This is a genomic window from Kitasatospora sp. NPDC093102 (assembly GCF_040683915.1).
GTDB lineage: Bacteria > Actinomycetota > Actinomycetes > Streptomycetales > Streptomycetaceae > Kitasatospora.
Window position 1 is genome coordinate 258,750 of sequence record NZ_JBFBFA010000008.1, and the last position, 12,671, is coordinate 271,420.

Annotated in this window: 10 protein-coding genes, 1 tRNA gene and 1 pseudogene; 4 read left to right on the forward strand and 8 right to left on the reverse strand. The window is 76.3% G+C overall.

Annotated features, from left to right (window positions below; genetic code table 11):
- Positions 1-7: 7 nt before the first annotated feature.
- Both AB0O11_RS15010 and AB0O11_RS15015 read right to left on the reverse strand, forming a co-directional pair.
- Complete coding sequence (locus AB0O11_RS15010) at positions 8-1,633, reverse strand: hypothetical protein (RefSeq protein ID WP_363386031.1); 1,626 nt, start codon at positions 1,631-1,633, stop codon at positions 8-10.
- On the reverse strand, positions 1,630-2,859 hold the full coding sequence (locus AB0O11_RS15015) for a hypothetical protein (RefSeq protein ID WP_363386033.1): 1,230 nt from the start codon (positions 2,857-2,859) through the stop codon (positions 1,630-1,632). Before AB0O11_RS15015 ends, AB0O11_RS15010 begins: the two co-directional genes overlap by 4 nt.
- Before the next feature lie 227 nt (positions 2,860-3,086).
- Here AB0O11_RS15015 and AB0O11_RS15020 point away from each other — a divergent pair, with 227 nt between their 5' ends.
- A complete protein-coding gene (locus AB0O11_RS15020) occupies positions 3,087-3,743 on the forward strand; it encodes a histidine phosphatase family protein (protein WP_363386035.1) in 657 nt (218 codons plus the stop codon).
- Positions 3,744-3,874: 131 nt separating this feature from the next.
- Here AB0O11_RS15020 and AB0O11_RS15025 read toward each other — a convergent pair whose 3' ends face one another.
- Positions 3,875-5,494 (reverse strand): tetratricopeptide repeat protein, encoded by a 1,620-nt coding sequence (locus AB0O11_RS15025; protein ID WP_363386037.1) that lies wholly within the window; start codon positions 5,492-5,494, stop codon positions 3,875-3,877.
- Between the two features lie 263 nt (positions 5,495-5,757).
- Here AB0O11_RS15025 and AB0O11_RS15030 point away from each other — a divergent pair, with 263 nt between their 5' ends.
- The 3 genes from AB0O11_RS15030 to AB0O11_RS15040 all read left to right on the forward strand — a co-directional run bounded on the left by AB0O11_RS15030 (position 5,758) and on the right by AB0O11_RS15040 (position 7,910).
- A complete protein-coding gene (locus AB0O11_RS15030; protein WP_363386039.1) occupies positions 5,758-6,273 on the forward strand; it encodes a hypothetical protein in 516 nt (171 codons plus the stop codon).
- 105 nt (positions 6,274-6,378) lie between these two features.
- Positions 6,379-7,284: a fused MFS/spermidine synthase gene (locus AB0O11_RS15035; RefSeq protein ID WP_363386041.1), complete on the forward strand. Its 906-nt coding sequence runs from the start codon at positions 6,379-6,381 to the stop codon at positions 7,282-7,284.
- A 167-nt stretch (positions 7,285-7,451) separates the two neighbouring features.
- Positions 7,452-7,910, forward strand: a complete 459-nt coding sequence (locus tag AB0O11_RS15040; RefSeq protein ID WP_363386043.1) for a GNAT family N-acetyltransferase — start codon at positions 7,452-7,454, stop codon at positions 7,908-7,910.
- Between the two features lie 45 nt (positions 7,911-7,955).
- On the opposite strand, the gene AB0O11_RS15045 is transcribed toward AB0O11_RS15040, so the two are convergent.
- From AB0O11_RS15045 to AB0O11_RS15065, 5 genes and pseudogenes are all read right to left on the reverse strand, one after another.
- A complete protein-coding gene (locus tag AB0O11_RS15045; protein WP_363386045.1) occupies positions 7,956-8,873 on the reverse strand; it encodes a hypothetical protein in 918 nt (305 codons plus the stop codon).
- Between the two features lie 110 nt (positions 8,874-8,983).
- Complete coding sequence (locus AB0O11_RS15050; protein ID WP_363386047.1) at positions 8,984-9,430, reverse strand: DUF4442 domain-containing protein; 447 nt, start codon at positions 9,428-9,430, stop codon at positions 8,984-8,986.
- A 182-nt stretch (positions 9,431-9,612) separates the two neighbouring features.
- Positions 9,613-9,688 (reverse strand) — tRNA-His (locus AB0O11_RS15055).
- 198 nt (positions 9,689-9,886) lie between these two features.
- Positions 9,887-10,489, reverse strand: a complete 603-nt coding sequence (gene orn, locus AB0O11_RS15060; protein WP_363386049.1) for an oligoribonuclease — start codon at positions 10,487-10,489, stop codon at positions 9,887-9,889.
- An 869-nt stretch (positions 10,490-11,358) separates the two neighbouring features.
- Positions 11,359-12,470: pseudogene (locus tag AB0O11_RS15065) on the reverse strand (helix-turn-helix domain-containing protein); the annotation flags it as partial.
- Positions 12,471-12,671: the final 201 nt, after the last annotated feature.

Below are 12,671 nucleotides of genomic sequence, written 5' to 3' on the forward strand. Positions count from 1 at the left end.
GGACGGTTCACTCCCACTCCTCGGAGACGGACGGGGCGGGTACGGGTGCGGCGCCGGGCGGGCCGCCGTGGGTCCAGGGGGTGTCGTCCGGCTCGGGCAGCGGCGCGGACTGGCGCACCGTCAGCTCGAACAGGGTGAAGGTGACCGGCTCGCCGGGCTCGGGCAGACTGCCCGGCTCCGGCTCCTTCCTGCGGCCCATGCCGGAGAGCACCCGCAGGGTGAGGGTGCCCTCGGCGGCGTCCACCGCGACGATCTCCGCCTTCTGCGCGGACGGACCTCCCCCGGCCTCGGGCCGGGGGGACCCCCATACCCGGTGCACCTCCCGGCCGAGGTCCGCGTGCGGGCGGTCGGCGGTGCGCAGGGTGACCAGCGGGCGCGGCTTGGGGGAGCGGCCGGTGGTGTCCCAGTCCGGCACCACCTCCGTCACCACACCGCTGAACGCCTCGCCGGCCAGCCGGTGCTCGGCCATCGCCAGCGGGTCGTCCAGCGCCTCCTGGACGTCGAGGCGGGCCTGCTCGCGCTCGCGCTGGGCGAGCTTGCGGGCGGCGGTGACGGCGTCGTCCTGCCGGGGCTGCGGCGGCTCGCCGGCCGCCAGCCGGTCCCGGTGGCCGGTGTAGGACCAGCGGTCGCCGGTCCAGCGCTCCTCCAGGTGGCCGGCCGGCGGCAGGGCGCGCAGCAGGTCCAGGCCCTGCCAGACGTCCCGCCAGGTGGGCAGCAGGACGGACGTCAGCGCCTCCTCCAGCGCCGTCACCGCGGCCCGTACGGCGGTACGGGCGCGCTCGGCGGCGGCCTCGTCGCGCTGCTCGGCGCTGTGCTGCAGGGCGCCCACGGCGGAGTCGTAGCGGGCGATCGCCGGGGCGAGCACGAACTCGTCGAAGCGGGGGTCGGTGGCCGGGCCGGCCGGCGGGTGCAGCAGCTGCCCCCGGTCGTCCCGGGCGGACTCGGCCAGCTCGGCCGCCTGCGCGCCGGTCAGGCCGTCCGGCGGGCGGTGCCAGGCGAGCCGGGCCGCCAGGTGCTGGTCCTCCAGGTGGCTCTGGCCGGTTGCCCAGTGCCGGGCCAGCAGGCCGGTCATCGGCAGCAGCAGCGAGGAGCCGGGCACCTGGGCGCGGTCGGTGAGGTGGGTCAGCCAGCGGCCGAGCAGCGGCACCCGGACCGGCGCCGGGTAGGGCCCCGGCTCCGCGTCCTCGGCGGTGCGGCGGAAACGGGTCGAGCGGCCGATCAGGGCGAGGTGGTGCACGCCCGCGCTGTTGGGCACGATCAGCTGCGGGGCGTCCGCGCACAGCTCGCGGAACACCTGGGTCTTCTCGCCGGTCTCCGGGTCCTTCTCGGAGCCCTCGATCTGTTCGACGTCCTCGGCGAAGGACTCCAGGTAGGGCAGCAGGTCGGCGGCCAGCTCGGCCAGGAAGTCGAACCGCAGGGTGCGGTTGAGCGGCTGCGGCACCAGGTGCAGCCGGGGCGCGTCCCGGTCGGTGCCGAGCATCACCGCGAGCGGCGCACCGGACTCACCGGCGGCGGTCAGCGGGACCAGCACCATCGGGCGCTCCGACAGGTGCCGGTGCCGGACGGTGGCCAGCGGCTCGGCCCGACCGCTGCGGACCGCCTCCAGCCGGGCGAGGGTGGTCAGCAGACTCATGCGGAGGCCCCCGGGAACGCCGCGCCCAGGGCTGCCGTCCCCAGCGCCTCGGCGCGCAGGGCGGCCGCGTAGGCCAGGCGCTCGGCGGCGTCGTCCGCGCCGTCCAGGTCGCCGCTCTTCGTGCCGGCGGCGGCCAGCGCCTCGGCGACGGTACGGATGCTGCCCAGTTCGCCGCGCACACCCCGGCCGAGCTGCTCGACCCGGTCGCCGCAGCGGGCCCGGGCGCGGCAGTGGAAGCCGAGTTCGCAGGTGGAGAGGCAGTCCGGGCTGTACGCGGCGGGCACCGCCTCGACCGAGGCGGCCAGCTGTTCGGTGGTCCGGGCCGGTGCGCCGTCCTCGTCGGCGGCCAGGTCGAAGTCGGCGTCCGGCGGCAGCGCTGCCAGCAGCCCGCCGATGCCGGTCATCCGGCTCAGCTGGCGGCGGGTGGTGGCCAGCTCGCGGCGGACGTCCACGGCGACCGCGGTCGGCCGGTTGCCGAAGTCCTTCGGGCAGACCAGCAGCACGCTGGTGTGCGGGCTGCCCGGCAGCCGCTGCTCGGTGTACGGGTCCTCGTCGAGCGGCTGCCCGGCGGCCGTGGCGGCGGCCCGCTGGAGCGCCAGCACATACACGGCGGCCTGCCGGGCGGCGGCGCCGACCTTGGCCGGATCCGCGCTGCCGTCCAGCACCGGGAAGGACTTGATCTCGACCACCGTGCACCGCCCGCCGTGCACCACCAGCGCGTCCGGCTCCAGGTAGGCGGTGCTGCCGGCCACCCCCAGGCGCAGCATCGGGTGGTCCAGCAGCGTCCAGGCCTCCGGGTCGGCGGCGGCCCGGGCCAGCGCCTCGGCCGTCCGGTCGGCGCGCACGGCCGGGCCGGAGCGGTGCAGCAGGTCCGGCACCTGGAGCGGGGTGTGGCCGTCCGCCGGGACGCCCAGGTGGTGGCGGAGCGGCTCCAGCAGCGGGGCGTAGCCGTCCGCCTTCAGCCGGGACTCGAAGATCACGCCGCGGGCGATGGCGAAGGGGGACTGGCCGAAGGGGGCGGGGCGGCCGAGCCGGGCCGCCAGCGCCGACTTGTCCACCCCGGCCGCGTCGAGCACGGCGCGGCGGTGGCAGCCCGGATTGGCGGCGAGCGCGGCGAGGGAGCGGGCGTTCAGACTGCGCTGCGGGGCCGGTCCGCGCAGCTCCGCGAGCCGCTGGGCGAGCGGCTCAGCGGGCCCGCCGGGCGGGACGTTCGTCGAGACGTTCATGGTGCGGCCCAGTGTCGCATCCGCCTCCGACAGTGCGGTGCGGACCGGCCGTCGGGCGACGCGCCGGGTGGCCGGAACCGCATGCCCGGCGGGCCGCGGTCACCGGCGTGCCACCGTGGCCGCCGGTACGGCCCCGCGTCGTGGCCGCGGCCCGGGTGGGAGATCATGGAACCCGGTGCTCAATGGTGAGACCGACCGTTGCCACCGCCCGTTGCGAGGAGCCGCCCATGCCCGCCCGAATCGTGCTGGTCCGCCACGGCGAGACCGAGTGGTCCGCCACCGGCCGCCACACCGGCCGCACCGACATCCCGCTGACCGAGGAGGGCCGGGCGATGGCCCGGGCCCTCGGCGCCCGACTCGCCAAGGCCCCCTGGAACGGGCTGCCGGACGCGCTCGTCTACACCAGCCCGCTCGGCCGGGCCAAGGAGACCTGCGAACTGGCCGGCTTCGGCGACCGCGCGGTGGAGCGTCCGGAGCTGATGGAGTGGGACTACGGCCGGTACGAGGGCCGCACCGGCGCGGACATCCGGGCCACCGACCAGCCCGGCTGGCTGATCTGGCGCGACGGGGTGCCCGGCGGCGAGAAGCTCTCCGAGGTGGCCGCCCGGGTGGACGCCTTCCTGGCCGCCCTCAACGACGAGCACGGCGTCCCGGACCCGGACACCACCGTGATGCACTGCGCCGACCGGGACGTCGTCCTGTTCGCGCACGGCCACCTGCTGCGCATCCTGACCGCGCGCTGGCTGGGCCTGCCGCCCGAGTTCGCCCAGCGGTTCAAGCTCGGCACCGCCGCGCTCTGCGTGCTGTCCTGGGAGTACGGCGCTCCGGCGGTGGAGGTCTGGAACGACCTGTCCCACCTGGAGGGCCTGGGCGCCGGGCACTGACCCCCGGCCCGGCGGGGGACATCGTCAGCACAGGGGATGCGGAGCACGGTCGCCCTGTCTTCGGACGGGCGCCGGCGGCCGAATGCCGTGGGCGGCAGGAGCCGCCTGCGGCGGGGTCCGCGAGGCGGGCCTCAGGCCACCGCCCGGTCGTAGTCGGTCAGGAACCGGCACACCTCGGGCACCGCGACGTGCGGGCGCAGCCGTCCGGCGGTGTCCGCGAGCATGCTCCGGATCCGGGCCGATCCGACGTCGCCGAACAGTGCGACGGCGGCCGAGCCGTGGTGCGCCGCACCCGCCAGGTCCCCGCGGCCGAGCCGGTCGTGGGCCAGCTCGGCGGTGTACAGCACCCGGTTGCGGACGAAGTGCGGCTTCTGGAGCGTTATCGCCAGCCCGGCCTGCTCGCTGGCGCGGTCCCAGTCGCCGAGCGCCGACCAGCACTGCGCCTGGAGGCCGGCGATCTCGGCCTCGCCGAAGAAGGACATCCACTCCGGGTCCTGCTCGCCGGGGCCCCGGTCGAACAGGCCGTACGCCCGGCCGAGCGCGCGCTCGCAGGAGGCGCGGTCCTGGAGCAGCGCCCAGGCGCCGGCCTCGCGCATGGTCAGCAGGGCGAGCAGCCGGTCGGATTCCAGCCCCCGGGCGGCGACCTGCCCGGCCTGGGCGGCGCGCAGCGCCTCGCGCGGGCGGCCGGCGTCCCGGGCGAGGAAGGCGCTGTTGCAGAAGACGTGTGCCTCCAGGGCGGAGTCCCCGGCCATCCGGGCGGTGGCGAGCGCCTCGGAGTAGAACGAGCGGGCGTCCGCGAGACGGTTCGAGTCGTGCGCCAGCCAGCCGACCGAGATGGCGAGTTCGCCCGCCCCGGCCTGGAGCCGGCGCTCCGTCTCGGCGCTGTACTCGCACTCGTTGAGCAACACGTACGCGTTGCGCAGCGACTGCCCGGCGAGTTCGTACAGGGCGTCGGCGCCGTGCGCGTCGTCGGCCAGCCGGATCTCCCGGACGGCCTGTTCGACGCCGAGCACCTCGGCGGCGCCGACCCGGCGCAGCGGTGCCACCGGCCAGGGCCGACCGGGCGTCAGCGGTTCGCCGCCGAGCAGCGACGGTGCGGTGAACTCCGCACCGGGAAGGGCGCCTTGGCCGGTGAGTGCACCGGAGGCGCCGTCGGCACCGGCCTGTCGGCCGGCGGCCGTGGCCGGCCGGTCGATGCCGATCACGGCGGCCAGCGCGGTGGTGCCGCCGGCCAGGAACGTACGGCGACGCACGTCGTCGTTCTCCTCGTCGAGATAGGGCGATCCATCGGGCCCCCGGGGCACTGCGCCGGGGCTCGGCCACCGAGGCCCGTCCGGAGCGGCTGGATCCGCGTACGGCGAGGCAGCGTACGGGAGTTGAGTGGAGAGAGGTGAGCGCGGGGCGGGCAGGGGCGGGAACGTCGGGTGGAGCGGAGGCGGTTCGGCCCGTCCGCCGGGCCCGTCCGCCGAGCGGCGGCGGACGGAGGTCCGGGGGGCGAAGCCGAGGTCGGCGAGCGTGCGGTTCGGCCACATGTGCCGGAACACCCGCTCGTAGGCGTAGTTGGGGCAGCGGATCTCACCGGACTCGACCCGTCCGACGTAGCGGGCGTCGCAGGACACGTGCTCGCCGATCTCGCGGGCGGCCCTGCGGACGGCCGTGGCGAACTCGCCCGGTGAGCGGTCGCCGCGCAGTGCGCGCATCACGGTGTTGGGAGACGGTCGGTTCGGCTCGGCCGGTGGGGTGGCTGCCATGGCGCCGAGAGTACTCGGAGTCACCAGGCAGCCACAGTCGGTTGGTGGGACATTGGCCGTCAATCCAGGGCAAAAGGGGCGATGTTGCGGGATATCTGCCATGAAATGCCATGCCTTGCTGTAAGGCGCCCCGTGGCCTGCGGTACGCCCGCCGCGTTGTCCTGGTACGCGGAAAAGCCCATGCCGTCGCCCCCGGCCCGTCCCAGCCGGGCGGCCCGTCCCAACGGCTGTGCTTCCGGATCCGACGAGGTACAGGAGGGCCCATGATGGCCACCGGACTGCCGCAGTACCGACCCGTCCCCGGGGGAGTGCTCGCCGGCGCCGCTCCCGCCCTGCTCCCCGAACCCGGCGACGACCGGGCCCCGGGCCGGGGCCCGGCCGAGGGCAGCCGCGTCCCCTGCGGCGGCCGCCGGCGCGAACGCACCGCCCCCGACGAGGGCACCCTCGTCACCGCCTGCGACACCGTGACCGTCGCCCTGCGGCACGGCCTGGAGGCCGTCGACATCCTGAGACTGCGCCGCGCCTGCGGAGTCGTCCTGCAGAGCCGCAACGGCAGCACCGTCTCCTTCCTCGTCCCGTCCGGTACCTGGGAGACCTGGCACCTGCCCGGCAGCTCCTGTACCGCGGGCGCGCTCGTGCCCGTCGCCACCGACCCGCGCTGGGTGATCCCGCCCTCCGGCGCCGGCCGCACCGCGCGCCCCACCGACGCCTGGGTGCTCCGCTCCGCCCTCTGCGAGGCCGCCTGCACGCTCACCGCAGGCGGCCTCGGCCCGTTCTAGCGGGCGTACCGCGCGGATCCCGCCGGGCCCGTGAGCCTCCGGCCGGATCCCCGCGGCACGCCCCTGACCTGTGGGTGTCCCTCTTCGGCGGCGATAATGGCCGGCATGGGACGAAGCAGCAGAGCCGCGCGCAGCCCGGAACCGGCGGCCACCACCGGACCGGGCGGACGCACCCACGCCCAGGGCCCGCTCAGCCGTCCCGTCGGCTCCGGTCTGGCCGAGCTGCGCCCGGACCGCGACCGCCCCGCCGCCTGGTCGCTGCTGATCGACGGCGCCCCGCAGTCCCTGGTCGACCTCGCCGACCCCACCCACCTCGGCTTCGAGTACCAGCGCCGGCTCGGCCACCTGATCGACCTGGTCGCCCCGCCCGGCCGCCCGCTCACCGTCCTGCACCTCGGCGGCGGAGCCCTCACCCTGGCCCGCTACACCGCCGCGACGCGGCCGCGCTCGCGCCAGCAGGTCGCCGAGATCGACACCGCGCTCACCGAACTCGTCCGCGCCGAACTCCCGTTGGAGCGCGGCTGGCAGATCAAGGTGCGCGGCGCGGACGCCCGCAGCGTGCTGGAACGCACCCCCGAAGGCAGCGTCGACCTGGTGATCACCGATGTCTTCTCCGGGGCTCGCACCCCGGCCCACTGCACCACCGTCGAGTTCACCACCCTCGCCGCCCGCGCCCTCGCCCCCGGCGGCTGGTACACCGCCAACATCGCGGACGGCGGCGCCCTGCCCTTCGCCCGCTCCCAGGTCGCCACCCTCGGCGCGGTCTTCCCCGAACTGTGCCTGATCGCCGACCCCGCCGTGCTGCGCGGCAAGCGCTTCGGCAACCTCGTCCTGGCCGCCGCCCACACCCCGCTCCCGATCGCCGACCTCACCCGCCGCGCCGCCTCCGACTCCGCCCACGCCCGGGTCGAACACGGCCGCGCCCTCACCGACTTCGCGGCCGGCGCCACCCCGGCGACGGACGCCACGGCGGCTCCGTCCCCGGAACCGCCGCCGGGGGTGTTCCGCTGACGGCTCGCCCGTCGCCGCACGGGCGCCGGCGCCGAAGGCCCGACGAGGGTGGGCCGCTCCCCGCGCGATGCCCTGCCTCCGGAGCCGCCCGCCGTAAAACCGTTGGTGGACGACCGAGTCGCGGCCGACAATGGCGCTGCCATCCGACCGCCGACCCGAGGGGCGCCATGGAGATCAGACCGGCCCGGCCGGAGGAGGCCGCGCTGCTCGCCGGCATCGCGCTGCGGGCCAAGGCGTACTGGGGCTACGACGAGGCGTTCATGGCCGCCTGCCGGGAGGAACTGGTCGTGGACGCCGGCGTGATCGAGCGGTCGGCCACGATGGTGGCCGAGGACGGCGGCCGGGTGCTGGGGTTCGTCTCGCTCTCCGGCGCACCGCCGACCGGGTCGCTGGACCTGCTCTTCGTCGAGCCCGAGTCGATCGGCCGTGGCATCGGCCGCGCGCTGTTCGAGCAGACCCGGAGCCTTGCCGTGGCGCTCGGCCTGCACCGGCTCACCATCGACTCCGACCCGAACGCCGAGCCGTTCTACCTGGCGATGGGGGCCACCCGGATCGGCAGCGTCCCGTCCGGCTCGATCCCGGGGCGTGAACTCCCGCAGCTGGTCCTGGACCTGGTGACGCCCTAGGTGTTCTGTCCGTGAGGCACGGGGCCGGAGCGCCGCCGGGCCCGCTCAGTGGCCGCGGGGCAGTCCGCGGTGCTTGCACATGGCCGCCCCGGTGAGCAGCAATCCGGCGGCGATGGGGGCGAGGACGGCGGTCGCGGTGGCGGGGCCGTCACCGGAGGTGGCCGCCGCGGAGGTGCCGGCGATGGCCACCGTTTCGGGATTCCTGCCGCCGCCCCGGACGGCGGGGGCCGTGGAGCCGGGCGTCCTGTCGGGCTCGGTGGCGGGCGCGGCTTCGTCGGCGGCCGTGGCCGCCACCTCCTGGACCAGCGGTCCGTCCGCGGCCTCGCGCTGCCGGGGAGCGGTGGGACGGGCGGCCCTGGCGTGGCGTTGGCCGACGGAGGGCAGGTCGTCGGGCCCGTCCTCGCGGGAGGCGCGGAGCCCGTCGGGCCGGGTCCGGGCGGGGACGGTGCCGAGCAGGCCGGAGGCGAGTGCGAATGCGTCGGGGACGGCAGCCCGCTGGCCGGGCAGCGGCAGGCCGCCGGCCCGGATGCGTTCCTGGAGGGTGTCTCCGACCGCCCCGCCGACCGCCGCGACCCCGTCGACCGCCGCGGCCTCGTCGGCCGGGCCGCCGCCGGCCGGCTCCCCGGCGGGCCCGGGGGAGCGGTCCGGCGGGGAGCCCGCCGACAACCCGGACCCGACGGGACGTTCGGCTGACTGTCCGTCGAGGGCGGGCCCGTCGAGCACCGGCCGGTCGAGTGCCGGTGCGCCGTGCAGCGCGCGGCGGACGGCGGGTTGGGCCGGTTCCGGCAGCGGGGCGACGGCCGCGTACGCCCCGGGGGCGCCGAAGCCCCAGAGCTGTGCGAGCAGGGCCCCGGCGGCCGCGACGGCGCGGGGGCGGGGCAGCCACCGGGCGATCCCGCGGCAGGCTCCGGCGACGCCGCGGGGGGCGGGTTCCTGGGGCTCGGTCGCGTGATTGGCTCGCACGTGAATCGAGAACGAGCGGACGGGCGGTGAGGTCACGCCTGCCGTCACGGACAGTCATCGTGCGGGTGGCCCCGGGGCCGGCGCTCCCGGGGCCACCGACCGTGTGGCGGTCAGGAGTTGGGGCGCAGGGTCCAGGTGACCGTCATCGCGCCGGTGACGGCGCCGTCGGCGCGGGTGATCTCGACGGTGACCGGGAACTCGGGGCGGCCGCCGGCGTCCAGCTCGGCGACGACCTCGGCGGCCGGGCGGCCGAGCACGGCAGTGGCGGTGACGTCGCCCATGGCGAGCTTCTTGTACGCGATCTCGGCGTTCACGGCGAGCGGCACGGCCCGGGACAGCTGGTCGCCGAAGGCGGCGAGCACGATGCAGCCGCTGGCGGACTCGGCCAGCGTGAACATCGCGCCGGCGTGCGGGCCGCCGACGTGGTTGTGGTACGCGGGCTGGTCCGGCAGCCTGAGCACGGCGCGCTCCGGGGTGGTCTCCAGGTACTCCAGCTTCAGGGTGTGCGCCATCGGCACGGTGGAGTCGAGCATCTGGCCGATCGTAGGTGTGGTCATGGCGACGATGTTACTAGTCAGTAGCTTCCGGCGGCAGGGGCGGGCGGAAAGCCGGCCCGGCGTGCGCGTGTGAGGGAGCGCACATATCGGTGGGGGAGTGCGCAACTGAGGCCGTGCACGGCTGAGGGGGCGCGAAAACGCCCGAGGGGCCGACCTCTTGAAGAGATCGGCCCCTCGGGCTCTGGGGTGAGTGACGGGACTCGAACCCGCGGCCACCTGGACCACAACCAGGTGCTCTACCAACTGAGCTACACCCACCATCTGTCCGGTCCGTTCCCGCTCTCGCGTTCCCGTTCCGACAGGAAGAACTCTACAGGATCCGAGAGGGTGCTCGCGCCAGGGTTTCGTTCCGGCGGACACGGGCACCCTCTCAGGCCCTCCGGCGGGGTTCCGCCGGGCGGTCCCGGAGCCGCCCGCCGGGCGCTTCCGGGGACAGCCCGGCGGGCCGGCCCGGGCTCAGCTCGCCGGGGCCTGGTACTTCCCGGCGATCGCCCGCGCGGTGTCGGCGTCCGGACCGGGCTGCGGGACGAACACCGCCTCGCGGTAGTACCGCAGTTCGTCGATGCTCTCCCGGATGTCGGCGAGCGCCCGGTGGTTGCCGCCCTTCTGCGGGCTGTTGTAGTACGCCTTCGGGTACCAGCGGCGGGCCAGCTCCTTGATCGAGGAGACGTCCACGATCCGGTAGTGCAGGTGCTTCTCCAGGGCCGGCATGTCCCGGGCCAGGAAGCCGCGGTCGGTGGCCACCGAGTTTCCGCACAGCGGGGTCTTCCCGGCCTCCGGCACGTGCTCGCGCACGTAGGCGAGCACCCGCTCCTCGGCCTCGGCCAGGGTCATGCCCTGCTCCAGCTCCTCCAGCAGCCCGGAGGCGGTGTGCATGGCACGCACCACCTCGGGCATGTTCGCCAGCGCCTCCGCCGGCGGCCGGATGATGACGTCCACGCCCTCGCCGAGGATGTTCAGCTCGGAGTCCGTCACCAGCACCGCGACCTCGACCAGGGCGTCCCGGTCGAGGTCGAGGCCGGTCATTTCACAGTCGATCCATACCAAACGGTCATTCACGCAACTCACCCTACGGCGCGATCACGCGCCGCGGGGACCGGTGGAGCCGAGCGGGGTGCCTCGGCCTGGTGCTCCTCCGGCCCGTCGTGCGTGCCGTGGCCGTCCGGGCGCTCGCCTTCCCGGCCGGTCCGGACCGCGTGGCCGTCCCGTCCGGTCCGGGCCTCGCGCGCCGCCCGGGCACCCTCGGCCGCGGGCCGAGCGGCCTGGCCGCGGACCTGCGGAGCCCGCGCCTGGCGGCCCCGGAGCTCACCCGGGCCAGAGCCCGGCTGCCCGGTCGGGGCCGGCATCCGCCCGGCGGCCGCGCCGTGACCGCGCCCGGCCGCACCCGGCTCGTCCGCCGGCCGCTCGGCCGCGCTCCGATGCCCCTGGCCCTGGCCGCGCACCCCCGGCTGGGGGAGGCCGTCCTCCGTGGCCGCGTGTTCGGCGGTGCGCGGCGGACGTCCGGTCCCCGCTCCCGGTCCGGCCTGTGGCGGAACCACCGGCGGCCGCAGCGGACCACGCCCGGCCGCACCCTGCTGCCCGGGGTGCGACGACTGTGCGGCCTGCTGGTGCGGGTACGGCTGACCGGCGCGGGCGTGGAAGGCCTGGCCGGCCGGCGTCCCGACCTGGCCCGGACCGAACCCGCCGGGCTGTCCGTGCGCTCCCGCCTGCCCGTGCCCGACCTGCTGACCGTGCGGGCCGTGCTGACCGTGCAGACCGACCGGCACCGGCGCCCCCGGACCGGTCGGGAACGGCTGCGCCGACGGCACACCGTGCGCCCCGCCGAACAGCGGCCCGCCCGCCGGGGCGACCGCGCCCGCCGGATGCGGCAGTGCTCCGGACAGCCGCAGGTCGCCGAGCCCTCCAGCCGGCGTGGGCGGCTGCTGGCCGGGCCGGCGGGCCCGGTAGCTGGTCCGGTACGCGGCCGGGGAGACTCCGAGCTGGCGGCGGAAGTGCCCGCGCAGCGCCACCGGCGAACGGAACCCGCAACGGCGCGCGACGTCGTCCACCGACAGTTCCGAGGTCTCCAGCAGCCGCTGTGCCTGAAGCACCCGCTGGGTGATCAGCCACTGCAGCGGTGCGCTGCCGGTGAGCGTGCGGAACCGCCGGTCGAAGGTGCGCCGGCTCATGTACGCGCGAGCCGCCAGCACCTCGACGTCGAACTGCTGGTTGAGGTTCTCCAGCGCCCAGGTGACCACCTCGGCCAGCGGGTCGTTGCCGATCTCCTCCGGTAAAGACTGATCGATGTACTGGGCCTGTCCTCCGCCGCCGCGGCGGCTCGGCACCACCAGGCGGCGGGCCAGGGCGTTGGCCGCCTCGGCGCCGTGGTCGCTGCGCACCACGTGCAGGCACAGGTCGATGCCGGCGGCGGTTCCGGCCGAGGTGAGCACGTCGCCGTCGTCGACGAACAGCTCGCGCGGATCGACGTGGACCCGCGGGTAGCGCTTGGCCAGCGTCGGCGCGTACATCCAGTGGGTGGTCGCCGGGCGGCCGTCGAGCAGACCGGCGGCGGCCAGTACGAAGGCACCGGTGCAGAGCCCGATGATCCGGGCGCCCTCGTGGTGGGCCTTCCGCAGGGCGGTGATCGCCTCGACCGGCGGGGGCTGGGAGATCGAGCGCCAGGCCGGTACGACGATCGTGCCGGCCCGGGCGAGAGCCTCCAGGCCGTACGGCGCGGAGAGGGTCAGGCCGCCGGTGGTGGCCAGCGGGCCCTCCTCCCCGGCGCAGACCAGCAGGCGGTAGCGGGGCACCCCGGCGTCCTGGCGGTCCACGCCGAAGACGGAGAGCGGGATGGAGCTCTCGAAGATCGGGGCGCCGCCGAAGATCAGCACCGCGACGGTCTCCCGGCGGCGCCGGCCGGACAGCTTGCGCGGGGCGGAGGCCGTCACCGGGGTCGGGGAGCCGTTCGCGCCGGGCCCGCCGTGGCCCAGCGGGCCGTGGCCGGAGGTGGCGCCGAGCGCGAGGCCGCCGAGCGGACCGCCGCCCGGCCCGGGGACGACACCGGGGGCACCGTTCAGGCCCGGGGTGCCGCCGCCGTAGCCGGGGTGGCCGGAATGGGCGAGGTGCCCGGGGTGGCCGGAATGGCCCGGGTGCTCGCCGCCGTAGGCCGGAACGGTGCTGACGATCCCTCGGCTGACGGGCTGTCCGCCGTAGGACGGTCCGCCGAAGGCGGGCTGGCCTCCGTAGGGGGACTGGGCGCCGT

What these genes read in the sequence shown, in the direction of transcription:
- AB0O11_RS15010 (WP_363386031.1), bottom strand. Translation starts at nt 1,633, where the DNA reads ATGAGTCTGCTGACCACCCTCGCCCGGCTGGAGGCGGTCCGCAGCGGT.
- AB0O11_RS15015 (WP_363386033.1), bottom strand. Translation starts at nt 2,859, where the DNA reads ATGAACGTCTCGACGAACGTCCCGCCCGGCGGGCCCGCTGAGCCGCTC.
- AB0O11_RS15020 (WP_363386035.1), top strand. Translation starts at nt 3,087, where the DNA reads ATGCCCGCCCGAATCGTGCTGGTCCGCCACGGCGAGACCGAGTGGTCC.
- AB0O11_RS15025 (WP_363386037.1), bottom strand. Translation starts at nt 5,494, where the DNA reads ATGGCAGCCACCCCACCGGCCGAGCCGAACCGACCGTCTCCCAACACC.
- AB0O11_RS15030 (WP_363386039.1), top strand. Translation starts at nt 5,758, where the DNA reads ATGATGGCCACCGGACTGCCGCAGTACCGACCCGTCCCCGGGGGAGTG.
- AB0O11_RS15035 (WP_363386041.1), top strand. Translation starts at nt 6,379, where the DNA reads ATGGGACGAAGCAGCAGAGCCGCGCGCAGCCCGGAACCGGCGGCCACC.
- AB0O11_RS15040 (WP_363386043.1), top strand. Translation starts at nt 7,452, where the DNA reads ATGGAGATCAGACCGGCCCGGCCGGAGGAGGCCGCGCTGCTCGCCGGC.
- AB0O11_RS15050 (WP_363386047.1), bottom strand. Translation starts at nt 9,430, where the DNA reads ATGACCACACCTACGATCGGCCAGATGCTCGACTCCACCGTGCCGATG.